The organism is Duganella sp. GW821-FHT01E12 (assembly GCF_059422325.1).
On the sequence record NZ_JBWKWR010000001.1, the window covers coordinates 250,294 to 272,810 of the forward strand.

General features: G+C 66.6%; 16 protein-coding genes. 8 read left to right on the forward strand and 8 right to left on the reverse strand.

Annotation, left to right across the window (positions count from 1 at the left end; genetic code table 11):
• Nucleotides 1-4 precede the first annotated feature (4 nt).
• Together AC07WS_RS00875 and AC07WS_RS00880 are read left to right on the forward strand one after the other, a co-directional pair.
• Nucleotides 5-1,912, forward strand: a complete 1,908-nt coding sequence (locus tag AC07WS_RS00875; protein ID WP_494727281.1) for an NPCBM/NEW2 domain-containing protein — start codon at nucleotides 5-7, stop codon at nucleotides 1,910-1,912.
• 111 nt (nucleotides 1,913-2,023) lie between these two features.
• Entirely contained in the window at nucleotides 2,024-2,296 is a 273-nt protein-coding gene (locus AC07WS_RS00880) for a hypothetical protein (RefSeq protein ID WP_494727282.1), read from the forward strand.
• A 6-nt stretch (nucleotides 2,297-2,302) separates the two neighbouring features.
• On the opposite strand, the gene AC07WS_RS00885 is transcribed toward AC07WS_RS00880, so the two are convergent.
• On the reverse strand, nucleotides 2,303-2,749 hold the full coding sequence (locus AC07WS_RS00885; protein WP_494727283.1) for an SRPBCC family protein: 447 nt from the start codon (nucleotides 2,747-2,749) through the stop codon (nucleotides 2,303-2,305).
• Nucleotides 2,750-2,907: 158 nt separating this feature from the next.
• Here AC07WS_RS00885 and AC07WS_RS00890 point away from each other — a divergent pair, with 158 nt between their 5' ends.
• Complete coding sequence (locus AC07WS_RS00890; RefSeq protein ID WP_494727284.1) at nucleotides 2,908-4,542, forward strand: TonB family protein; 1,635 nt, start codon at nucleotides 2,908-2,910, stop codon at nucleotides 4,540-4,542.
• Between the two features lie 49 nt (nucleotides 4,543-4,591).
• On the forward strand, nucleotides 4,592-5,059 hold the full coding sequence (locus tag AC07WS_RS00895; protein WP_494727285.1) for a heme-degrading domain-containing protein: 468 nt from the start codon (nucleotides 4,592-4,594) through the stop codon (nucleotides 5,057-5,059).
• On the opposite strand, the gene AC07WS_RS00900 is transcribed toward AC07WS_RS00895, so the two are convergent.
• The 3 genes from AC07WS_RS00900 to AC07WS_RS00910 form a co-directional block, all read right to left on the reverse strand.
• Nucleotides 5,060-5,272, reverse strand: coding sequence for a SlyX family protein (locus tag AC07WS_RS00900; protein WP_494727286.1), 213 nt, complete (start codon nucleotides 5,270-5,272; stop codon nucleotides 5,060-5,062).
• A gap of 37 nt (nucleotides 5,273-5,309) precedes the next feature.
• Nucleotides 5,310-5,765: a cache domain-containing protein gene (locus tag AC07WS_RS00905; protein WP_494727287.1), complete on the reverse strand. Its 456-nt coding sequence runs from the start codon at nucleotides 5,763-5,765 to the stop codon at nucleotides 5,310-5,312.
• Nucleotides 5,766-5,828: 63 nt separating this feature from the next.
• Nucleotides 5,829-7,889 carry a UvrD-helicase domain-containing protein gene (locus AC07WS_RS00910; RefSeq protein ID WP_494727288.1) on the reverse strand — a complete coding sequence of 687 codons (2,061 nt, stop codon included), beginning with the start codon at nucleotides 7,887-7,889 and terminating at the stop codon, nucleotides 5,829-5,831.
• A 136-nt stretch (nucleotides 7,890-8,025) separates the two neighbouring features.
• Here AC07WS_RS00910 and AC07WS_RS00915 point away from each other — a divergent pair, with 136 nt between their 5' ends.
• Nucleotides 8,026-8,508 carry an SRPBCC family protein gene (locus tag AC07WS_RS00915; RefSeq protein WP_494727289.1) on the forward strand — a complete coding sequence of 161 codons (483 nt, stop codon included), beginning with the start codon at nucleotides 8,026-8,028 and terminating at the stop codon, nucleotides 8,506-8,508.
• Here the strand turns inward: AC07WS_RS00915 and AC07WS_RS00920 are convergent, their stop codons facing one another.
• Together AC07WS_RS00920 and AC07WS_RS00925 are read right to left on the reverse strand one after the other, a co-directional pair.
• The gene (locus AC07WS_RS00920) at nucleotides 8,509-9,645 is read right to left on the reverse strand and encodes an HD-GYP domain-containing protein (RefSeq protein ID WP_494727290.1); all 1,137 of its coding nucleotides are present in this window, start codon (nucleotides 9,643-9,645) and stop codon (nucleotides 8,509-8,511) included. It abuts the gene before it with no gap.
• A gap of 77 nt (nucleotides 9,646-9,722) precedes the next feature.
• Nucleotides 9,723-11,165 carry a dihydrolipoyl dehydrogenase gene (locus AC07WS_RS00925; protein WP_494727291.1) on the reverse strand — a complete coding sequence of 481 codons (1,443 nt, stop codon included), beginning with the start codon at nucleotides 11,163-11,165 and terminating at the stop codon, nucleotides 9,723-9,725.
• A 144-nt stretch (nucleotides 11,166-11,309) separates the two neighbouring features.
• Between AC07WS_RS00925 and AC07WS_RS00930 the strand changes: the two genes are divergently transcribed.
• Nucleotides 11,310-12,200 carry an ArgP/LysG family DNA-binding transcriptional regulator gene (locus AC07WS_RS00930; protein WP_494727292.1) on the forward strand — a complete coding sequence of 297 codons (891 nt, stop codon included), beginning with the start codon at nucleotides 11,310-11,312 and terminating at the stop codon, nucleotides 12,198-12,200.
• Nucleotides 12,201-12,296: 96 nt separating this feature from the next.
• Here AC07WS_RS00930 and AC07WS_RS00935 read toward each other — a convergent pair whose 3' ends face one another.
• Nucleotides 12,297-14,330, reverse strand: a complete 2,034-nt coding sequence (locus AC07WS_RS00935; RefSeq protein ID WP_494727293.1) for a primosomal protein N' — start codon at nucleotides 14,328-14,330, stop codon at nucleotides 12,297-12,299.
• A 784-nt stretch (nucleotides 14,331-15,114) separates the two neighbouring features.
• Nucleotides 15,115-16,197 (reverse strand): uroporphyrinogen decarboxylase, encoded by a 1,083-nt coding sequence (gene hemE, locus AC07WS_RS00940; protein WP_494727294.1) that lies wholly within the window; start codon nucleotides 16,195-16,197, stop codon nucleotides 15,115-15,117.
• Nucleotides 16,198-16,311: 114 nt separating this feature from the next.
• On the opposite strand from hemE, the gene AC07WS_RS00945 reads away from it, so the two are divergent.
• Both AC07WS_RS00945 and AC07WS_RS00950 read left to right on the forward strand, forming a co-directional pair.
• Complete coding sequence (locus tag AC07WS_RS00945; RefSeq protein WP_494727295.1) at nucleotides 16,312-18,282, forward strand: dipeptidyl-peptidase 5; 1,971 nt, start codon at nucleotides 16,312-16,314, stop codon at nucleotides 18,280-18,282.
• A 6-nt stretch (nucleotides 18,283-18,288) separates the two neighbouring features.
• Nucleotides 18,289-22,452 carry a DEAD/DEAH box helicase gene (locus AC07WS_RS00950; protein ID WP_494727296.1) on the forward strand — a complete coding sequence of 1,388 codons (4,164 nt, stop codon included), beginning with the start codon at nucleotides 18,289-18,291 and terminating at the stop codon, nucleotides 22,450-22,452.
• Nucleotides 22,453-22,517 lie beyond the last annotated feature (65 nt).

A 22,517-nucleotide genomic window follows, 5' to 3' on the forward strand; every position in this document is an offset into this window, starting at 1 on the left:
CACGATGCAAGCACGCACCACCCCACACCGCCCGCCCCGCCTGGCGCTGCTGACCCTGTGCCTGGCCGCCGCCACGCTGCACGCGGCGCCCGATCCGCTGGCGCCATCGGCGCGCTGGAGCGCCTACACCGCCGGCCGCGCCGCCACACCGCCGATGGGCTGGAGCAGCTGGAACGCCTTCGGCACCGACATCGACGAGGCCAAGATCCTCGGTTCGGCCCAGCGCATCGCCGACAGCGGCCTAGCCGCGCGCGGCTACCGCTACATCAACATCGACGACGGCTGGGCGGCGCGCCGCCAGATCCCGGACGGCCGCCTGGCGATACGGGCCGAGCGCTTCCCGTCGACGGTGCAGGGCGGCACGACCAGCTTCCGCCCCTTCACCGACAGGCTGCACGCGATGGGACTCAAGGCCGGCATCTATTCCGACCTCGGCCGCAACACCTGCTCGCAGGCCTATTCCGGCGTCGAGACCGACCTGCCGAAGGGCAGCGTGCTGGAACGCGAGATCGGCCTGTACGGCCATATCGACCAGGACATCAACCTCTTCTTCGGCGACTGGGGTTTCGACTTCATCAAGGTCGACGGCTGCGGCCTGCGCGCCTACGGCGCCAATAGCGCCAAGGTCCGCTCCGGCCAGTACCGCGCGCTGGCGCCGGTGCTGGACCTGGAATCGGTCAGCCGCTCCGACATCCCGGCGGTGCAGGCGGAATTCACGCAGATCAACGCGGCGCTGCGGCGCAACAAGCCGGACGGCGACTTCCTGCTGTCGCTGTGCATCTGGGGCGCGGCCGACGTGCGCGCCTGGGGCAAGAACTACGGCAACCTCTCGCGCACCAGCGACGACCTCACGCCGTCGTGGGCTCGCATGCTGAGCAATTTCGACAGCGCGGCCAGGCGCGAACTGTATGCGCATCCGGGCAGCTGGAACGACCCCGACATGCTGTACATCGGCAAGGGCGACTTCGACGCCGACCATCTGGTGGAGGCGAAGTCGCACTTCGCGCTGTGGGCCATGCTGAACGCGCCGCTGATGCTGGGCGCCGACCTGCGCAGCATGGCGCAGCCGTTGATGGACATCGTCGGCAACGCCGACATCATCGCGCTCAACCAGGACCCGGCCGGCAACCAGGCGGCGCTCGCCTACGACGCCGACGACCTGCAGATCCTGGTCAAGCCGCTGGCGTCCGGCGAGAAGGCGGTGGCGGTGTTCAACCGCGGGCTGGCGCCGATCGACGTCGACCTGACGGCCGAGCACCTGAAGTTCCGCACCGACGCGCCGGTCACGCTGACCGACCTGTGGAGCAAGGAACACAGCACGTTCACCAACGAGACCAAGCTGCGCGTGGCGCCGCGCGAGACGCGCATCTTCCGCGCCCAGGGTGCGCGGGCGCTGGCCCAGGGCCTGTATCTTTCGGAACAGCCGGGCAGCGTGAATCCGGCGGTCGACGGCGTGACCAGGCCGCAGGCCGACCCGACGATCTTCCGCTCGTCGGCCGGCTGGACCGGCACCAAGGGCCCGGGCGAACGGCCGATGTACGCCGGCTGGGGCGGTGCGCGCGCCGACAGCACGCCGTATGGCCAGACGCTGCGGATCGCCGGCCAGCCTTACGCCGCCGGCATCGGCATCCTGGCCAATTCCCGGCTGGAGGTGCGCAACCAGGGCTATCGCAGCCTGAGCGCGCAGGTGGGCGTGGACGACTCCGCGCACGACCGCGCGCGCGGCGTCACCTTCCTGGTCTACGGCGACGGCAAGCTGCTGGCCAAGAGCAAGCCCCTGCGCTGGGGCCAGCCGGCGCAGGCGCTGAACGCCGACGTGACCGGCGTGCGCATGGTCGAACTGGTGGCGCGCAGCGCGGCCGGCGCCAACGAGCAACTGCCGGTCAGCTGGGCCGACGCCGCGCTGCGGTGACGCGGACTTCACTGCCGGGGTCGCCGAACCATCGCGACCTGCATCAATCGTGCGCGCTATGCCGCGCATGATTGCCGGCGTAGAGTGGTGGATGCCGCCAAGGAGTCCACCATGAATGGCAATCATCCGCCCCAGCAAGAACAGCACAGCATCGCCGAACGCGTTGCCCGTCTTGAGACGGCCATCGACTATCAAAGCCAGGCCATAGCGGAGCTACGCGAGGAAATGCGGGCGGGCTTTGTCCGTACGGACGCCGAGTTCGTTCGCGTACACGAGCAGCTGATGAAGATACGCACCACGGACTTCCGCATCCTGCTGAGCATCAGCCTGAGCACCGCCCTCGGCACGATGAGCTTGATCGTCAAAGTCTTCGGCCTGCTCTAGCCGGCGTCACTGGCGAATCTCAGGCTCCACCAGTTGCGCCAGCAACTGCAGCGATTCCTGCCAGCCCAGGTAGCAGGCTTCGGCCGGGATCATCGCCGGTATGCCCTCCTGCACCACCTTCAGCTCGACACCGCAGAACACTTCGCGCAGCGTCACCGTGGTCTGCATGGTGCCTGGCAGGTTGGGGTCGTCGAACTTGCCGGTGTAGACCAGGCGCTGGTTGGGCACCAGCTCCAGGTACTCGCCGCCGAAGTGGTGGCCGCCGCCGGTGGTGAAGTTGGTGAACGACATGCGGTAGCCGCCGCCCACCCTGGCGTCCAGCGCATGCACCTTGCCGGTGAAGCCGTGCGGCGGCAGCCATTTGGCCAGCGCGTCGGCATCCAGGAAGGCGCGGTAGACGCGCTCGGCCTTGGTCTTGAGCACGCGGTGCAGTTGTACGGTATTCGTGGTCATGATCGTATCTCCAAAGTGTCAGAGGACATCCCTCTGCATGCTACGACGAACGACGGTGCGCGAATTCGACACGCCGCGCCTATCCTGTCAGTAATAGACAAACACGCCATGAGCGCCTATCCTGCCAGTTTTTAAATTTGAAACATTAAGGATACGCCATGAGACCGTTTTTTTCCACCTGGCCGCTGCTGGCGGCGGCGCTGGGCGTTAGCGTCTCGTTGCAGGCCGGCGCGGCGGAACCGCGCTCGCTGACGGTCGCCGATTTCCGCGGCTGCGCCAAACCGGTCTGGCCGAAAGAAGCGCTGCGCAAGGAGCAGAGCGGCACCGTCACGTTGTCCTTCATGATCGGCGCCGCAGGCACGGTGGTCGATAGTTTCGTCGTCCGCTCCAGCGGCTACCCGCTGCTCGACGACGCGGCGCTGACCGCCGTGCGCCAGTGCCACTTCAAACCCAGCGCCGTGGACGGCAAACCCGCCAGCGCCTGGCAGCAGATGCAATACGTGTGGGCGCTGGAAGGCGGCCCCAGGCTGAAGGTCGATCAAGCCGCCGTGGGCCAGTATCGCGACGCCGCGCTGGCCGGCGATCGCGCAGCGCTGTACCAGCTGGCCAAGGCCTACAGCAACGGCGCGGCCAACCAGGCCGTGACGCTGCAACAGTTCCGCGAAACGCTGGACAAGAGCCTGGCGGACGCGCAGTTCGAGCTGGCCCATCGGCTGGCGACCGGCGCCAATGCCCCCAGGGACCAGACCGAAGCCGCAGCCTGGTACCGCAAGGCCGCCGAAGCCGGCCACGTCGACGGGCAGCTTGAACTGGGCTACCGCTACGAGCACGGCAAAGGCGTCACGCAAAGCTATGCCGAGGCGATGGCCTGGTATCTGAAGGCCGCGGCGCAGGGCAGCCACAAAGCGGAAAACGATATCGGCCTGCTGCATGCGTATGGCCGCGGCGTCAACCTCGATTATGCCGAGGCGGCCGTCTGGTACCGCAAGGCGGCCGAAGGCTGCGACACCTGGGGCGAAGCCAACCTGGGCATGTTCCTCCTGTACGGGCGCGGCGTGCCCGAGGATCTGCCGCAGGCAAGGCAATGGCTGGAGCGCGCCGCGGCCAAGCGCAACCCGGCCGCCGAGCGCGACCTGGCGACCATGTACCTGAGCGGAAAAGGCGTCGCCCGCGACGACGAGCAGGGCCTGCGCTATCTGCGCCTGGCGGCCGAGGACGCGGACACCAGCTCGCAAGTGAGGCTGGGCCTGGTGTTGAGCCACGGCCTGCTGGGCGCCGCCGCCGATCCCGTCGAGGGCGCGAAGTGGCAGCGCGCCGCGGCCAGGCGCGGCAGTGCCGTCGCGGAGAACAACCTGGGCTATGCCTACGAGACCGGCAGCGGCGTGGCGCGCGACTACGCGGCCGCGCGCGATTGGTACATCCGCGCCGCCGGCCGGGGCAACGGCAACGCGCAGGCTGCGCTGGGCGGCTTGTACGAGCTGGGCCTGGGCGTCGACAAGGACCCGGTGCGCGCGGCGGCGCAATACCAGCTGGCGGCCGCGCAAGAGAACGCGGACGGCCTGTATCGCCTGGCGGCGCTGCACGAGGCCGGACTGGGCGTGCCGCGCAGCGAGGCCACGGCCGCCGCCCTGTACCAGCGTTCTGCCAGGCTGGACTTCGAAGCCGCCATGCGCCGCCTGGCCAGCGCCTACGAAAAAGGCGAACTGGGCCTGAAGCCGGACGCGGCGCTGGCGCGCGCATGGCAGGACAAGGCCGAACGCAAGGCCGCCGCGCCGCGATTCGTCTTCCGCTAAGCCGGCCGGCTCGGCTACACTGCCGTCTTGTACCGCACGAGGATCAACGATGGAAAACTATGTCGAGCTGCTGGAAACCCTGGCGCAGCAGGAAAAGGAATTGCAATTTACCGCCTTCACCAGCGACATCGCGCTGGCGCTGGGCCTGAAGGTGGTCGAGCTGGCCAGGCAGCGCGACAAGAGCGTGACCGTCAACGTGACCGTCAACGGCAAGGTGCTGTTCCACCACGCGATGCAGGGCGCCACGCCCGACCAGGCCGACTGGATACGGCGCAAGAGCAATGTGGTGACGCGCTTCGGCCGCTGCTCCTTCCACGTCGGCACCGACTACAAGAATCGCGGCGTGTCGTTCGAGGACGTGAAGTATCTCGACCCGAAGGAGTACGCGCCGTACGGCGGCTCGTTCCCGCTGGTGGTCAAAAATGTGGGGCCGATCGGCACGGCCACCGTCTCCGGCCTGCGCCAGGCGGAAGACCATGCGATCGTGGTGGAAGCGCTGCGGGCCGTGCTAGCCTGATCAGTAGTGCGGCGGCGGTTCGTGCGCCAGCGCGCCGCCGCCGCTGCTTTGCGCCTGGTCGCGCACATGCTGCACCAGCGCCGCGCACATCTGCTCCAGCTTGTCGATCTGTTGCTGCTGCTCGTAGACGCGCTGGTTCAGCGACTCCACGATGTGCTCCTGGTGCGCCAGTTTGATTTCGATATCGATGAAGCGGTCTTCGGTGGTGCTCACGGCATACTCCCTGCTGGAAAGCCCGCATTCTACCGCCTTACTTGAGATAGACCCCGCCGCAGACCACCATGTCGTCCTCCGGCACGCAGTACATGGACTTCGGCTCGATCTGCTTGCTGACCGGATTGGTGAACTTGTAGTCCTGCCAGAACGGCTGCTTCTTCTTCGCCATCTCGACGCGTTCCTTGACGAAGGCCTTGCCGTCGACGTCCTTAATCTCCATCAGGTTCTTGCCGATCATCTTGGGGTTGGCGCCGTGCGCGCGCACCACGCCGTCCATGCCGTACACGGTCAGGTACAGGTCGCGGTCGACGAACTGGCCGTCCTTCTTGTCGATTTCGCTGTAGGTTTTTTCCTTGCCGTTGGCCTTCATGAACTTCAGGGCCTTGTGCACCATCGCCTCAGCTTCCGGCTTGGTGGCAAATTCTGCGGCCCGGGCCGCTGGCAGCAGGGCGCAGGCTAAAACGAGAGACGCGAGCAACTTGGTACCCAAGATCACCTCCAACAAGAGCATGCCGGAACGGCACGTGCCGATGCTAGCACAAGACGCGCCCGATTACGTCTTCGGTGTCGTCAACAGTTCCTTCATCCGCGCCAGCCGCTCCTTCGGCGTCAGCACCTCGGACTCGGCCGGCACGGCGTTGCCGACGTCGAGCTCCATCTCCTTGATGAAGCGCGACGGATCGCAATGCACCTGCTCGCCCGCGCGCTTGCGCTTCTTGCACCAGGTGATCTGCAGCGTGCGCTGCGCGCGCGTGATGCCGACGTACATCAGGCGCCGCTCCTCCTGCACGCGGGCGGCGATGGTCTCGGCCGGCGCGTCGGGATCGCCCTTGTGCGGCAGGATGCCTTCCTCCACGCCGACCAGGAACACGTGCGGATACTCCAGCCCCTTCGAGGCGTGCAGGGTGGACATGCGCACCGCGTCCGGGTCCTCGTCCTGGCCTTCGAGCATGGACATCAGCGCCACCATCTGCGTGAGCTCGAGCACGTTCTTTTCCTCGCCGTCGCGGTCCTTGCCGCCGCGGCCGCGCTCCTTGAGCCAGTTGGTGAACTCCAGCACGTTCTGCCACTTGCCCTGGGCGGCGCGCTCGTCGAACATATCGTACAGATAGGATTCGTAGTTGATCGCCTCGAGCAGGTCGTCCAGCACCTGGGCCGCGTTGTCGCCGCTGCCGCTGGGGCCGGGCCGGCTGGCGCGCGCCTCCAGGTTGTTGATGAAGTTGCAGAAGTCGCGCAACGGCCCCAGCTGGCGGTCGTTCAGCAGCGCCTCGATGCCGCCCTTGAACACCGCCTCGAACAGCGAGCACTGCCACTGGCCCGAGAAGGTGCCCAGCGTCTCCATGGTCGACTGGCCGACCCCGCGCCGGGGCGTGGTCACGGCGCGGATGAAGGCCGGATCGTCGTCGGTGTTGGCCAGCAGGCGCAGGTAGCTGATGATGTCCTTGATCTCGGCCTTGTCGAAGAAGCTCTGGCCGCCGGAGATCGTGTACGGGATGCGCTCCTTGCGCAGCGTCTGCTCGATGATGCGGGCCTGGTGGTTGCCCCGGTACAGGATGGCGTAGTCGGACCACTTGTTCTTGCGCTGGAAATGGTCGGCCGAGATCATGATGGCCACCTGCTCGGCCTCCTGGTCGTCGTTGGCCATGCCCAGCACGTTGATCGGCTCGCCCAGGCCGTGCTCGGACCACAGCGACTTCTCGAACAGCTTGGGATTGTTGCCGATCACCGCGTTGGCCGCCTGCAGGATGCGGGTGGTGGAGCGGTAGTTCTGCTCCAGCTTGATCACCGCCAGGTCGGGGAAGTCGGTCTGCAGCGTCTTGAGGTTTTCCACCGACGCGCCACGCCAGGCGTAGATCGCCTGGTCGTCGTCGCCCACGGCGGTGAACATCGGCTTCTTGCCGACGCCCGTCACCATCAGCTTGACCAGCTCGTACTGGCAGGTGTTGGTGTCCTGGTACTCGTCCATCAGCAGGTAGCGCAGGCGGCGCTGCCACTTGTCGCGCACCGGCTCGTTGTTGCGGAACAGCTCCACCGGCAGGCGGATCAGGTCGTCGAAGTCCACCGCCTGGTAGGCCGACAGCGTGGCCAGGTAGCTGGCGTAGATGCGCGCCGACTGCGCCTCGTCCTCGTCCTTGGCGTTGTGCAGCGCGACGGCCGGATCGACCAGGCCGTTCTTCCACAGCGAGATGTCGGTCTGGATGCGGCGCACCACCTGCTTGTCGGTGGTGATGGCCAGGTCCTGGATCAGCGAGCCGCAATCGTCGGCGTCCATGATCGAGAAGCGGTCCTTGAGGCCGACGCCGTTGGCTTCCTGGCGCAGGATCTTGACGCCCAGCGAGTGGAAGGTCGACACCGTCAGCTGCTTGGCCTGGCGCGGCTGCTTGAGCAGCTTGGCGATCCGCTCCTGCATCTCCAGCGCGGCCTTGTTGGTGAAGGTCAGCGCGGCGATGGTGCGCGGATCGTAGCCGCGGTCCTCGATCAGGTGGGCGATCTTCTGGGTGATCACGCGCGTCTTGCCCGAGCCGGCGCCGGCCAGCACCAGGCAGGGGCCGTCCAGATAGGTGACCGCTTCGCTCTGCGGTACGTTAAGGCCGAATTGTGGTGCTTTGGACATCTGGAGGCGCTATGGCTGGGTGACAACCACCCATTGTAGCAGCGCCTTGCCTGAGCCGGCGCAGAGGTGTCGTGGACATTTGCGTTACCATGCGGGGATGAGGCGCACGCGCGCCTGGCTTTTAGACGGTTGCCCTATGAAATTCGAACATTTGATTGAAATTAACGACCCGCTCAACCCGCTGATCGACGCGCTCAGCATCAAGCAGTTGTGGACCGGCCTGGTGCTGCGCGCCGAATCGCCCAAGCTGTTCGTGCCGCACCTGGACGAATGCACCATCACCGAGCGCAGCGAGCTCAGCTTCAGCCGCAGCCTGCGCTACGGCCAGCTGGTGATCGAGGACCGCGTGCTGCTCGAGCCGATGCGCGCGGTGCGCTACGAGGTGGCGGCGCAGCAGGACATCAGCCAGTCCAGCCTGACGATGACGATCGAAACCCCGACCGCCGACACGCTGTACGTGCGCTTCCAGTACGACGACGGCCACGACGCGGCCACCGACGCCGCCAACGCCATGTACGACGATTTCCGCCGCTCGGCCTACCAGGAGTCGGACATCGACACCATCCGCGTGCTGCGCGACCTGGCGCAGCAGGGCCGGCTGGACGCGCTGCTCAACTGATCAGAGCGCCGCGCCGCGGCCCCACACCTGCTCCATGCGCAGCGGCGGCGCCTGCAGCGCGGCCAGCTGCGCGCCGCCCAACACCTCGCGGATGCCGTGCAGCTCGGCGCGCGTGTCGCGTTGCAGGAACAGCTCCAGCGGCGCGCCGCGCGGGCCGATCACCGACTCCACGTGCGGCGTGGTCGACTGCAGGCCGCGGCGCGACACCACGCCGACCTCGCCGTTGACCAGGCGCACCCAGGTGCCGATCGGGTAGATGCCCAGCTCGCGTATCAGCAGCGCGGCCAGCTTGCCGTCCACCGTCACGTTCGATTCCAGCAGCAGCTCGCGCAGCGCGGCGTGCGGGGTCATGCTCGGGCGCCAGGCGCGCTCGGCCACGCGGGCGCAGTAGCGGTCGGCCAGCGCCAGCAGGCGCGCCAGCGGCGGGATCTGCGCGCCCGACCGGTGCAGCGGATAGCCGCTGCCGTCCTCGTTTTCGTGGTGGTGCAACACGCAGTCCAGCCAGGCCAGGTCGGCCACGCCGGCCTGGCGCAGCAGCTGCACACCGGCCTCGGGATGGGATCGCAGCGCGGCGCGCTCGGCGGCGTTCAGCCCGGCGCGGCTGTCGTGCATGCGCTGGTGCTGCTCCAGCATGCCGACGTTCATGGTCAGCGCGGCCAGCGTCAGGCTGGCGGTCTCTTCCGGCGACAGTTGTTTTGCCTGCGCCAGCAGTTGCGCGACGACGGCGGTATCGATGCTGTGGCGCACCGCGTACGGGGCGGCGCGCTGGTTGTGCAGGATGGCGGCGACCGCCACGTCGGCGTTGACCGCCACGGCGCCGGCGACCAGCAGCGCCACCTCGTCCAGGCGGCGGCGCAGGTCTGGCGGGGCGGCGCGCCGCGCCACCGCGTGCAACAGCCCCTGCAATTCCAGGCTGGCGGCGTTCAGCTTGCGTAGTGCCGAGTCCGGCTCGCGGGCTGCTTCCGGCTGCCCGCCGTGGTCTTCGAACGAGCCGCGCTCGACCAGATAGTCGATCTGGTTGGCGCCGGCGATCATATGGCCCTTGCGGACCAGCAGCGCGCCATTCTCGCCGTACACATTCCACGGAATCAGCATGCCCAGCTTCAGATCGGCCGCCGTCACTCTACGTATCTTCATTGCCGTTGATAAAAAACTATCGAGCCAGCAGCATACGGTGTTTCCGTGAGAATGTGTGAGATTGTTGCATTTTTGTTCTAGGGCGCCGGGGTGCAATCGATGCAGGCGCAGTCGTGGGCCGGCGCATTGGCCAGCTGGTGCGCCAGGTCGCGCAGCGCGGTGCGCACGCCTTCCTCCACCACCGGATGATAGAAGGGCATGTCCAGCATGGCGCTGACGGTCAGCCCGGCCTGGCAGGCCCAGGACAGCAGGTGGCCGATGTGCTCGGCGCGCGGGCCGATCATCTCGGCACCCAGGAAGCGGCCGGTGGCGTACTCGGCGTACACGCGCAGCATGCCTTTGTTTTGCAGCATGACGCGGCTGCGGCCCTGGTTCTCGAACGACACCTTGCCGACCGCGAAACGGCCCGCGTGCGACGCGCACAACTCCTGGTAGCTGGCGCCCAGCGTGGCGATCTGCGGCTCGGTGAAGGCGATGGTCAGCGGCGTGCGGCGCAGGCCGGGCTGCACTGCCGGGTGGCGCGCCGCGTTGTCGCCGGCGATGCGGCCCTGGTCGGCCGCCTCCGGCAGTTGCGGGCGTTCGTTGTCGGCGTCGCCTGCGATGAAGATGGCGCTGGCGCCGCACTGCATCGTCCGCGGGTCGTACAGCGGTATGCCCTGGTGGTCGCGCGCCAGGCCCGTGTTTTCCAGGCCCAGCTTGTGGACATTGGGCCGCCGGCCGATGGCCGACAGCAGATAGCTGAACCGCTCGGTGCGCTGCTCGCCGTTGGCGTCCTCGCTGGTGACGGCCATTCCGTCGCCGTCGGCCGCCACGCGCACCACCCTGGTCTTGAAGCGCACGTCGAGCTCGTCCGCCATGGCGCGGCGCGCCACCTCCAGCACGTCCGGATCGCTGAGCTGGGCCACGCTGCCGCCGCGTCCGAACACGGTCACGCGCACGCCCAGGCGGGCCAGCGCCTGGCCCAGCTCCAGGCCGATGACGCCGGTGCCGGCCACGGCGATCGAGGCCGGCAGGTCGTCCCAGTCAAACACGTCGTCGCTGGTGATCACGCGCGGGCCTGCCGCGCGCCACTCGTCCGGCACGATGGGGGTCGAGCCGGTGGCGATGACGAAGCGTTCCGCCTCGACCAGCGTGTGGTCGTCGATTTGCAGCTGGGTCGCGCTCAGGAAGCGGGCGTGGCCGTGGAGCTTGTCCTCGGCCGGATAGCCGTCCACGCTGTCGACCACGAAGCCGACAAACCGGTCGCGCTCGCTGCGCACGCGCGCCATCACGGCCTTGCCGTCGATGCGCACCTGGCCCGGATGCACGCCGAACGCCGGCGCCGCGTGCAGCGCGTGCGCCGCCTCGGCCGCCGCGATCAGCAGCTTGCTCGGCATGCAGCCGACGCGGGCACAGGTGGTGCCGTAGACATGGCCCTCGATCAACAGGGTCTTCTTGCCGCCGGCGGAGGCGGCGCGGTAAGCGGTCATGCCGGCGGTGCCGGCGCCGATCACGGCGACTTCGGTGCGTAGCGTTTTCATGTCGAGAGTCTACACCGTTTGGCCAGAGCGCATCTCCGGCCAAAAGGCAAGCTTTTCACGCACGACAGGCTGTAATCGAGTTTTACTTAATTTCAAAAGAGTATTAGTATCGCTTATCGTTTCCAATTTATATAAGTACAGCTTATGGGATCACTGGACTACCGCGCGCTGGCCGTGCTGGACGCCGTTGCCAGCCAGGGCAGCTTCGAAAAGGCCGCCCTGGCGCTGGGCATCAGCCAATCTGCCGTATCGCAGCGCATCAAGGCGCTGGAGGACGCCGCCGGGCGCCTGCTGATCGTGCGCGGCCAGCCGGCCGTGCCGACCGGGCTGGGGCAGCGGCTGGTGTCGCACCACCGCAACGTTCGGCTGATGGAGGCCGCGCTCGACATTGACCTGGGTCACAAAGTGAGCATGCCGGAGATCGCGCTGGCGGTGGACGCGGCCAGCCTGGCGACCTGGTTCCCCATGAGTCTGCAGCCCTTGCTGTCGCCGCCGCGCTGCCAGTTGAAGGTACAGCTGGCCGACCAGCGGATGGCGCTGCATCTGGTGCAGGAGGGCAGCGTATTCGGCAGCATCGCCGCCGCCCAGGAGCACCCGGACCAGCACGCCAACGGGCCGGAAGTCACGCCGCTGGGCAAGCTGCGCTACGTGTGCGTCGCCACGCCGGCGTTTGCCGGCCACTGGTTCGGCGACGGCTTCTCGCAGGAAGCGGCGCGGCTGGCGCCCGCCGTGATCAGCGACCAGGACATGATGAGCGGCTTCCTGCGCACGGTGCTGGACCTGAGCGGCCCGTATCCGCACCACACCATGCCGCAATCGGCCGCCACCGCCGAGTGCATCCACGGCAGCCTTGCCTACGGCCTGATGCCGCAGATCCAGGTCGCCGGCGCGCTGGCGGCCGGGCGCCTGATCGACCTGGCGCCCGGCCACCACATCGACGTGTCCCTGAACTGGCACGCCTGGAACCTCGACACCCCGTTCACCCGCGCGCTGACCGAGCAAATCGTCGCCACCGCGCAACGCTTCTTGCTCTAACCCATTTTGGGGTCAAGTCTGACATTCGGACACGAGCTCTGCCGTTGCGGCCGCAACGGCAGAGCTCGTGTCCGAATGTCAGACTTGACCCCACGGTTAGATGTCCAGCGGATCGACTTCCAGCGACCATTTCACGCGGCTTTTCATTTCGCGCAGAGTGAGTAGCCACTCGCGCAGGAAGGCTTGCAGCATGGGCCTTGATGCCGATTCCACCAGCAGCTGGGCACGGTCGACGTTGTGTACCCGCGTCATGCTCATCGGTATCGGATCGTTGATGGTGATGCCCGGATGCTCGACGCAGTCGCGGGCGATGGTCAGGAATTCAATGGCCGTGGCCAGCTCGGGCGCCTCGGCCCTCAGCAGCGCCTGGTACAGATAGGGCGGCAAGGCGGCCTGCTCGCGCTCCTCCAGCAAGGCCGTGGCGAAATGGTCGTAGTCGTGGTTCACCACCGCGCCGTACAGCGGATGCTGCGGGTACCTGGTCTGGATCAACACCTCGCTGGCGCTGCCGCCTTCGGTCTGGGCGGCGCGGCCGGCCCGGCCTGCCACCTGCATCAGCTGCGCGAACAGGCGCTCGCTGGCGCGGTAGTCCTGCGAAAACAGCGCCGTGTCCGGATTCAGGATGCCCACCAAGGTCAGGTTCTTAAAATCGTGTCCCTTGGCCACCATCTGCGTGCCGATCAGGATGTCGACCTCGCCCCGGTGCACAGTCTCGAACGCCTCCTGCGCGCTGCCCTTCTTGCGCGTGGAGTCGGCATCGATACGCAACACCCGCGCTTCCGGGAACAAGGCCTGCAAGCCTTCCTCCACGCGCTGCGTGCCGCGCCCCAGCGGCTGCAGGTCGACGTTGCCGCAGGTGGGGCAATGGCGCGGGATGCGCATCTCCAGGCTGCAATGATGGCAGCGCAGCCGGTGCTCGGGACGGTGCAGCACCATGAACGAGGTGCAGCGCGTGCATTCGCTGATCCAGCCGCACGATTCGCAGCAGATCACCGGCGCATAGCCGCGCCGGTTCAGGAACAGCAGCGACTGTTCGCCGCGCTCCATGCGCTGCTTGATCGCCGCGATTAAATGGGACGTCAGCCCGTCCTTGGGCTTGTCGCGCTCCATGTCCAGCAGCTTCACCTGCGGCAGCACGGCGTTCTTGACGGCCCGCTCGCGCAGCTCCAGCTTGCGGTAGCGGCCGGACTGGGCGTGGTGCCAGCTCTCCAGCGACGGCGTGGCCGAACCCAGCACGATGGGGATGCCCAGCTGCCACGCGCGCCACACGGCCAGGTCGCGCGCCGAGTAGCGCAAGCCTTCCTGCTGCTTGTACGAGGGATCGTGCTCCTCGTCGATGACGATCAGCTTCAGGTTCGGCAACGAGGCCAGGATCGCCAGCCGCGTGCCCAGCACGATGCGCGCCTTGCCCTGGTGCGCGGCCAGCCAGTGCAGCATGCGCTCGCCTTCGGACAGGCTGCTGTGCAAAGTCGCCAGCATCACGCCGGGGAAGCGCGCGCGGATATTGCCTTCCAGCTGGGGCGTGAGGTTGATCTCCGGCACCAGGATCAGGATCTGCGCGTCCGGCTCGCGCGCCAGCACCTGCGCGCAGGATTGCAGGTAGACCTCGGTCTTGCCGCTGCCGGTCACGCCGTACAGCAGGGTCGGCTTGAAACCCGTGGCGCCGCCGATCGCGTCCGCCGCCTCCTGCTGCGAGGGATTGAGCGCCGGCATGTTCAGCGGCGTGCCGTCGTGCGGCGCGTCCAGCTTGGCCAGCTTCTTCAGCGCCCGGTCCAGCGCCACCGTGGTCAGCACGCGCAGGTTCTTGGGCAGGCCGGGCAGCGCCACCTCGCCCAGCGGACGCTGGTAATAATCGGCGGCAAAGCCCGCCAGCGCCAGCCATTGCGCCGACAACGGCCCCAGCTGGCTGCGCACGGCCAGCGCATCCTTGAGCTTGTCCACCGGCACGTCGGTCTCGGCCGCGATGCCGACGATCAGCCCCATCACCTCGCGGCGCCCGAACGGCACCAGCGCCAGCTGGCCGACCTGCGGCTGCTCTGCCGCATCGCAATGCCAGCGGTAGTCGAAAATCGCGTTCAGCGGCGTATCGAGCGCAATCTGAAGAATGCAATGGTGGAAAAGGCCCTGCATGGATCCCGTCACAGTAGAAAATTCTTGCGGAAATTGGCCGCAAATACCGCCCCGCCTAGGGCGCTTTGATGTATCCACAGTTTTTGTGGATAACTTTGTGGACAAAGGAATCTTAATCCCCGGAAAGCACAGACTTCTGGCTTGGCATCGTCGTAAACCGGGCAAAAATTCAAAATTATTTCTCTTTAAAATCAAACACTTGGAAAATGCTTCCTAGGGGAAGAAAATTTCGCGTTTTTTCTCCGCCGCTGTGCATAAGTGAAGTATTTAGGATGCTTTTTTTGCTGAAATCAAGCACTTTTTGGGGCTTATCCACCGATATTGCAAAGCACAACGCGGTACTTTCAGTGGAAGAGCCAAGAGGTACTTTATGTATAAGGTTTGTCTGTTCGCAACTTCGTTATCGCGGCTCAAACTTTGCCTAAAAATCGTGCAACGCAACATAAACCTCACGCAAAACAGCAACATTATGGCTAAGTCACGGTTTACTAAGTACTTTTATTTTTTATCCACAGTTTTTGTGGATAACTTTGTGGACAATGAAGAAATAAACTAGTTTCAGCGCACAGTCAAGGTTTACGACTTGCCATCTATTGACTCTTCGTCTACAAAATTTATCCCATGTAATCAACGACTTGCAAGGCGCTCACGGGCTAGAAAAAAAGCACTGCCTAATATTTCCGCAGCAAAAAAAATTGTGTATAAGTCGGTATTTGCTTTCCCGCGCGCACCAACGAAAAAGGGCACGCCTCCGGAGAAACGTGCCCTCTGTTCGCAAATTACATCAGCCGGCGCGCTGGCCCCTGCTGTAGCTATGAACGGCTTCGACCATCGCGGCGACGTTCTCCGGCGGCGTGAACTGCGAGATGCCGTGGCCCAGGTTGAACACGTGGCCGTTGCCGGCGGCCGGCGTGCCGTAGGCGTCCAGCACCTTGTGCACTTCGGCGCGGATCTGGTCCGGGCTGGCGAACAGGATGGCCGGGTCCAAGTTGCCCTGCAGGCCGACCTTGTGGCCGACCAGCTTGCGCGCCTGGGTCAGGTTGACGGTCCAGTCCAGGCCGACCGCGTCGGCGCCGATGTCGGCGATCTGCTCGATCCAGTGGCCGCCGCCCTTGGTGAAGACGATGGCCGGGATCTTGACGCCGTCCTTGTCGCGCTTGAGCAGGGACACCACCTGCTGCATGTATTTGAGCGAGAACTCCTGGTAGGCGCCGTCGGCCAGCGCGCCGCCCCACGAGTCGAACACCATCACCGCCTGGGCGCCGGCGTCGATCTGGGCGTTCAGGTACTCGGCCACCGCCTTGGCGTTGATGCTCAAAATGTGATGCATCAGGTCCGGACGGTTGTACAGCATCGTTTTGATGGTGTGGAACTCGCGCGAGCCCTGGCCTTCGACCATGTAGCAGGCCAGCGTCCACGGGCTGCCGGAGAAGCCGATCAGCGGCACGCGGCCGTTCAATTCGGTGCGGATCTGGGTGACGGCCTTGAACACATAGTCCAGCGAGCCCAGTTCCGGCGCGCGCAGCGCCAGCACGTCGGCCTCGGTCTTCAGCGGACGCTCGAATTTCGGACCCTCGCCTTCGACGAAGTACAGGCCCAGGCCCATCGCGTCCGGCACCGTCAGGATGTCCGAGAACAGGATGGCCGCGTCCAGCGGGAAGCGGTCCAGCGGCTGCAGCGTGACTTCGGTCGCGTAGTCCGGATTGGTGGCCAGGCCCATGAAGGAGCCGGCCTTGGCGCGCGTGGCGCGGTATTCCGGCAGATATCGCCCCGCTTGGCGCATCAGCCACACAGGCGTGTAGTCGGTCGGCTGGCGCAACAACGCGCGCAAGAAGGTGTCGTTCTGGAGCGGGGCAAATTGTGGCATGGAAGGCAATCGAAATCGGTCAAAGAGCTATTATCGCATCCTGCGCGGATTTTTTTTGCTGGATGATAGGCCGTTCATTCACTATCATGCGTAGCACCCGACTTTGGAGACGCCATGACATCCGCCCCACCCATTACCGCCCCTTACGGCGCCTGGCCATCGACCATCAGCGCCGCGCGCGTCGCCGCCGGCGCCACGCCCCTGTCCACGCTCATGCTGGGTGGCGCCGACGGCAGCGATATCTTCTGGCTGGCCGGCCGCGCCGCCGAAGCGGGCCGCAACACCCTGCTGCGCCACCACGGCGTGACCACCGGCGAGCTGACGCCGGCCCCCTTCAATGTGCGCAGCCGCGTACACGAATACGGCGGCGGCGCCTACCAGGTCGACGGCGATACCATCTATTTTTCGCACTTTGCCGACAACCGCGTCTACAAACTTGATCTGACCGACGACGGCGCCGCGCCGGTCGCGCTGACCACCGCCGGCAAGCAGCGCTTCGCCGATTTCGTGGTGGACCGCGCGCGCGATCGCCTGATCGGCGTGCGCGAGCTGCACAAGGATGAGGCAAGCGATCCGCACGCCCAGCCCACCAACACCATCTGCGCCATCGGCGCGGACGGCGGCGAAACCGTGCTGGCGCAGGGCGCCGACTTCTACTCGTCGCCACGCCTGTCGCCGGACGGCCGCTCGCTGGCCTGGCTCAGTTGGGACCATCCGCGCATGCCGTGGCAGGGTACCACGCTGTGGCTGGCCGAGGTCCAGGACGACGGCACGCTGGCCGCGCCGCTGCGCATCGCCGGCGGCGCCGAGGAATCGGTGTGCCAGCCCGAATGGTCGCCGGACGGCCTGCTGCACTTCGTCTCCGACCGCAGCGGCTGGTGGAACCTGTACCGCCTGTGCCGGGGCCGCGACCGCACCGAGGGCCTGTGCCCGATGGAGGCGGAATTCGCCTCGCCGCATTGGACCTTCGGGAACTCGATGTACGGCTTCCGCTCCGCCTCCGAAATCATCTGCACCTACATCGACAAGGGCGTGAGCCGCCTGGCGCGCCTGCTGCCGGGCAGCGGCAAGCTGGAAGCCATCGCCAATCCGTACGAGGAAATCCGCGAACTGCGCGTGGCCAAGGGCTACATCGCCATGCTGGCCGGCGGCCCGACCATCCCGCTGGAACTGGCGCGCATCGACTTCACCGAGGAGGGCGTGGAGATCCTGGCGCAATCGATCGAGGAACTGCCGGACGAGGACCAGCTGTCCATCCCCGCCAGCATCAGCTACCCCAGCGCCAACGGCCGCACCGCGCACGCCTTCTTCTACCCGCCGCGCAACCGCGACGCGACCGCGCCGGCGGGCAGCAAGCCGCCGGTGATCGTCATCAGCCACGGCGGCCCGACCGGCATGACCGTCAACACGCTGAACCTGAAGACCCAGTTCTGGACCAGCCGTGGCTTCGGCGTGCTCGATGTGAACTACGGCGGTAGCACCGGCTTCGGCCGCGCCTACCGCGACCTGCTCAAGGGCCAGTGGGGCATCGTCGATGTCGAGGACTGCGTGGCCGGCGCGCAGGCGCTGGTGGAACGCGGCCTGGCCGACGGCGAGCGCCTGATCATCCGCGGCGGCAGCGCCGGCGGCCTGACCACGCTGTGCGCGCTGACCTTCCACAACGTGTTCAAGGTGGGCGCCAGCTACTACGGCGTGTCCGACCTCAAAGGGCTGGACCAGGACTCGCACAAGTTCGAATCGCACTACAACGAATACCTGATCGCGCCGCAGCCGCAGGCCGAGGCGCTGTACCAGGCCCGCTCGCCGATCAACCACACCGACAAGCTGGCGCGCCCAATGATCTTCTTCCAGGGCCTGGACGACAAGGTCGTGCCGCCGCAGCAATCGGAGATGATGGTCGACGCGCTCAAGGCGCGCGGCGTGCCGGTGGCATACGTGCCGCTGGAGGGCGAGGGCCACGGCTTCCGCAAGGGCGAGAACATCGTCCGCACGCTGGAGGCGGAGCTGTACTTCTACCAGCGGATGTTTGGCTTGCACGACCCGGCCGCCACGCCGCCGGTACACATCGATAACCTGAAAGACTGACCCCGCATGACCGACGCAAAGCTGCTCGCCGAATTTGACACGCTTGAGTTCAACGAAAAAATGATACTGGCGTTGCTCGCCCTGATCGGCGAGCCGGTGGGACGCACCTCCATCCTCGATCACCTGAACCGCGCACGCATCGAGGACAAGGACGGCAACGCCTACAGCGTCGGCACGCTGGACGAGGCGCTGCGCAAGCTGGAACGGCTGGCCTTCATCAGCGTGGTGACGGGACGCGGCTTCGTCTGCAACCCCAAGCTGCGCTGGCCGGCGATGCGCGCCTCCATCGGCACGCACGCGCTGGATGACCTGTGCAACGCCTACGACGAGCTGGTGCCGATGCGCCAGACCTGGAACAGCGTCGAGCCGCGCAGCTACCGCGCCGGCATGGCGCGCCTGCGCATGGGCCTCCTGCGCGGCCAAACGCCGCAGCAGATCCAGCCGATACTGGCCTTCTGCCTTGGCAGCTACGAGGCGGCGCAGCTGCACCCCATCGTCGACATCTTCGGCCGCCCGTTCGAGCCGGGCATGCTGGCGCGCGTGCATCCGCTGCTGCAGGACGACGTGCTGATGGTGCTGCTGCAAAACGCCCAGCATGAATTCCTCACCGTGCCGGTGATACGCGAATTCTGCGAGCAGCACATACAGCGCCGCCTTTCAGTCAAGGACGACATCAGCCCCGAGCTGCGCATGGCATTGGCGGAAGACGCCATCCTGTGCGGCCGCCTGGACGACGCCAAGCGCTATCTGGAACGCACCGCCGGCCCGCAGAGCCAATACCTCGCCAGCGCGGTGGTGCTGCTGCGCGGCGCCAGCGGCGCGGCCATCGTCGGCTTCGACGCGGCCTTGAAAACGCTGCGGCGCGAAACCGCCAAGCGCAAGCACCTGTTCACCGGCATGGGCGGCTACCTGTACCTGCTGTCGATGCTGCGCAGCGGCGATCCCAAACATTTAAAGGCGGCCGAGGCCTACCTCGAAATCGCCGTGCGCATGCCGCAGAACCACGACACCGCCGTGCATCAGCAGATCGACATGCTGCGCCAGATCCGCGCCGGCACCATGCCGCCCGCCGCCGTCTCCGCGCTGGCGTGGGAGACCGGCCTGCAGACGCAGATGTTCCAGTGCCTGCTGTATTTCTGGCTGTCGCTGCCGCAGCTGTCCGAGCGCAAGGCGCAGCTGCAGGAGCTGGCACAGAACGCCGAACGCGCCGGCTACCTGTTCATCGCCGGGCAGGCCGCCTGCCTACTGGGCCACCTGGGCGACGTCGAACAGCAGCGCCACGCGAACGCGCTGCGCTCGCGCCTCGGCTACCCCGACCTGAGCATGTGGTTCGAGCGGCAGGAAGCGTGGCAACGGCAGCTGACGGCGCTGATCAACCTGCAGCAGCCGGCCGCCCCCGACGCCGCCGGCAGCACGCGCCTGGTGTGGATGCTGAACTACGACAACCGCCACGGCCTGACCGACGTCGCGCCGGTGGAGCAGAAGCGCGACGCGCGCGGCCTGTGGAGCAAGGGCCGCGCCGTGGGCCTGAAGCGGCTGCGCTTCGAGGCCGAGCAGTTCGATTTTCTCACGCCGCAGGACGTGCGCGCCTCCGAGGCGATCTCGGTGGCGCACCGCACTTACCAGTCCAGCGGCCTCGCTTACGAGATCGATCCGCAGCGCGCCGCCTCGGCGCTGATCGGCCACCCGCTGCTGTTCTGGGCCGACGCGCCCGACACGCGCGTGGAGATGCTTGCCGGCGAGCCCGAACTGCTGATCAAGAAAAGCCCCGGCAACCTGGAACTGCGCTTGCAACCGCCGATACCGGACGACAGCTCCTCCGTCATCGTCAGCAAGGAGACGCCAACCCGCCTGCGCGTGGTCACCATCCTCGACGAGCACCGCCGCATCGCCGCCATCGTCGGCGATGGCCTGAGCGTTCCGGCCCACGCGGAGCAGCAGGTGCTGCACGCGATCAGCTCCATCTCGTCGCTGGTGACGGTGCAGTCGGAAATCGGCGGCGCCGCGCCGGACATGGAACAGGTGGAGGCCGACATGCGCCTGCACCTGCACCTGCTGCCCTACCAGCACGGCCTGAAGATGCAGGTGCTGGTGCGCCCGCTGGCCAACGGCGCCTACTACGCGCCCGGCGCCGGCGCGGACAGCGTGATCGCGGACGTCAACGGCAAGCCGGTGCAGGCGCGCCGCAAGCTGATCGACGAACGCGACGCCGAACGCGAATTGATCGCCAAGTGTCCGGTGCTGGAAGCGGCCGAACAGGAACACGGCGAATGGCTGCTGGGCCAACCGGCGCTGTGCCTGCAGCTGCTGGTGGAGCTGCAGGAGATGAACCCGGACAGCATCGTGCTGGCCTGGCCGGAAGGCGAGAGCTTCCGCGTGACCGCCAAGGTGGAGACCAAGCAGCTGCGCCTGGCCATCAAGAGCAACAAGGACTGGTTCGCGGCCAGCGGCGAACTGCAGATCGACGAAGGCAAGGTCATGGACCTGAAGACACTGCTGGACCTGATGCAGAAGAGCCAGGGCCGCTTCGTGGAGCTGGGCGAGAACCGCTACCTGGCGCTGACTGAGGAGCTGCACCGCCGCCTGATGGAGGTGTCGGTGTACGGCGAGATCACCGGCGACGGCGTGCGCGTGCATCCGCTGGCGTCGTTCGCGCTGGAGGAGCTGGTCGACGACATCGGCGGCCTGAAGTCGGACAAGCTGTGGAAGGAGCACCTGGCGCGCATGGAGGCGCAGGCGGCCTTCGTACCGCAGCTGCCGAGCACTCTGCAGGCGGAGCTGCGCGACTATCAGCTGGAGGGCTTCAACTGGCTGTCGCGCCTCGCCAGCTGGGGCGTGGGCGCCTGCCTGGCCGACGACATGGGCCTGGGCAAAACGCTGCAGGCGCTGGCGCTGATTTTGTCGCGCGCGCCGCAAGGCCCGACGCTGGTGGTGGCGCCGACCTCCGTCTGCATGAACTGGATCAGCGAGGCCGCGCGCTTCGCGCCGACGCTGAACGTGAAGCTGTTCGGCGCCGGCGACCGCGCCGGCACGCTGTCCACGCTGCAGCCCTACGACCTGGTGGTGACCAGCTACGGCCTGCTGCAGCTGGAGTCCGCGCTGTTCGCCGGCGTGCAGTGGAACACCATCGTGCTCGATGAGGCACAGGCGATCAAGAACGGCGCCACCAAGCGCTCGCAGGCCGTGATGGCGCTCAAGGGCGACTTCCGCATGATCGCCACCGGCACGCCGCTGGAGAATCACCTGGGCGAGTTGTGGAACCTGTTCCGCTTCATCAATCCTGGCCTGTTGGGCAGCATCGAGCAGTTCAACCTGCGCTTCGCCGCGCCGATCGAAAAGCCGCAGGACCATCGCGCCGAACTGGGTGCGCGCAACCGCCTGCGGCGTTTGATCCAGCCCTTCATGCTGCGCCGGACCAAGGCGCAGGTGCTGACCGAGCTGCCGTCGCGCACCGAGATCACAATGGAGGTGGACCTGTCGGCGGAGGAGACGGCGCTGTACGAATCGCTGCGCCGCGCCGCGCTGGAAAACCTGGCCGCCGTCGAAGGCCCGGCCGAGAAGAAATCGATCCAGATCCTGGCCGAGATCATGCGGCTGCGGCGCGCCTGCTGCAATCCCAACCTGATCGCGCCGGAGCTGGGCCTGGCCAGCAGCAAGCTGGCGGCCTTCGCGCACCTGCTGGAAGGGCTGCTGGAGAACCGCCACAAGGTGCTGGTGTTCAGCCAGTTCGTCGACCACCTGTCGCTGATCCGCGCGCACCTGGACGCAAACAACATCGCCTATCAATACCTGGACGGCTCGACCACCATGGCCGACCGCAAGAAGCGCGTGGACCTGTTCCAGTCGGGCGAGGGCGATGTGTTCCTCATCAGCCTGAAGGCGGGCGGCGTCGGCATCAACCTGACCGCCGCCGACTACGTGATCCACATGGACCCGTGGTGGAACCCGGCGGTGGAGGACCAGGCCTCGGATCGCGCGCACCGCATGGGCCAGCTGCGGCCGGTGACCATCTACCGGCTGGTGGCGCGCCACACCATCGAGGAGGGCATCGTCGAGCTGCACCAGCACAAGCGCGACCTGGCCGACAGCCTGCTCGAAGGCAGCGATGTCAGCGGGCGCATGTCGGCCAGCGAAATGCTCAATATGCTGCAAGAGGGAATGCGAAAGTAGACGTCCAGTTACAAACCGGGCGCTCTCAAACGGGCCGATTAGTGATAATCTCCATCGCTTCGGCC

Coding starts and splice junctions, on each gene's coding strand:
- AC07WS_RS00875 (WP_494727281.1), top strand. CDS start 5: ATGCAAGCACGCACCACCCCACACCGCCCGCCCCGCCTGGCGCTGCTG.
- AC07WS_RS00880 (WP_494727282.1), top strand. CDS start 2,024: ATGAATGGCAATCATCCGCCCCAGCAAGAACAGCACAGCATCGCCGAA.
- AC07WS_RS00885 (WP_494727283.1), bottom strand. CDS start 2,749: ATGACCACGAATACCGTACAACTGCACCGCGTGCTCAAGACCAAGGCC.
- AC07WS_RS00890 (WP_494727284.1), top strand. CDS start 2,908: ATGAGACCGTTTTTTTCCACCTGGCCGCTGCTGGCGGCGGCGCTGGGC.
- AC07WS_RS00895 (WP_494727285.1), top strand. CDS start 4,592: ATGGAAAACTATGTCGAGCTGCTGGAAACCCTGGCGCAGCAGGAAAAG.
- AC07WS_RS00910 (WP_494727288.1), bottom strand. CDS start 7,889: ATGTCCAAAGCACCACAATTCGGCCTTAACGTACCGCAGAGCGAAGCG.
- AC07WS_RS00915 (WP_494727289.1), top strand. CDS start 8,026: ATGAAATTCGAACATTTGATTGAAATTAACGACCCGCTCAACCCGCTG.
- AC07WS_RS00920 (WP_494727290.1), bottom strand. CDS start 9,645: ATGAAGATACGTAGAGTGACGGCGGCCGATCTGAAGCTGGGCATGCTG.
- AC07WS_RS00925 (WP_494727291.1), bottom strand. CDS start 11,165: ATGAAAACGCTACGCACCGAAGTCGCCGTGATCGGCGCCGGCACCGCC.
- AC07WS_RS00930 (WP_494727292.1), top strand. CDS start 11,310: ATGGGATCACTGGACTACCGCGCGCTGGCCGTGCTGGACGCCGTTGCC.
- AC07WS_RS00935 (WP_494727293.1), bottom strand. CDS start 14,330: ATGCAGGGCCTTTTCCACCATTGCATTCTTCAGATTGCGCTCGATACG.
- hemE (WP_494727294.1), bottom strand. CDS start 16,197: ATGCCACAATTTGCCCCGCTCCAGAACGACACCTTCTTGCGCGCGTTG.
- AC07WS_RS00945 (WP_494727295.1), top strand. CDS start 16,312: ATGACATCCGCCCCACCCATTACCGCCCCTTACGGCGCCTGGCCATCG.
- AC07WS_RS00950 (WP_494727296.1), top strand. CDS start 18,289: ATGACCGACGCAAAGCTGCTCGCCGAATTTGACACGCTTGAGTTCAAC.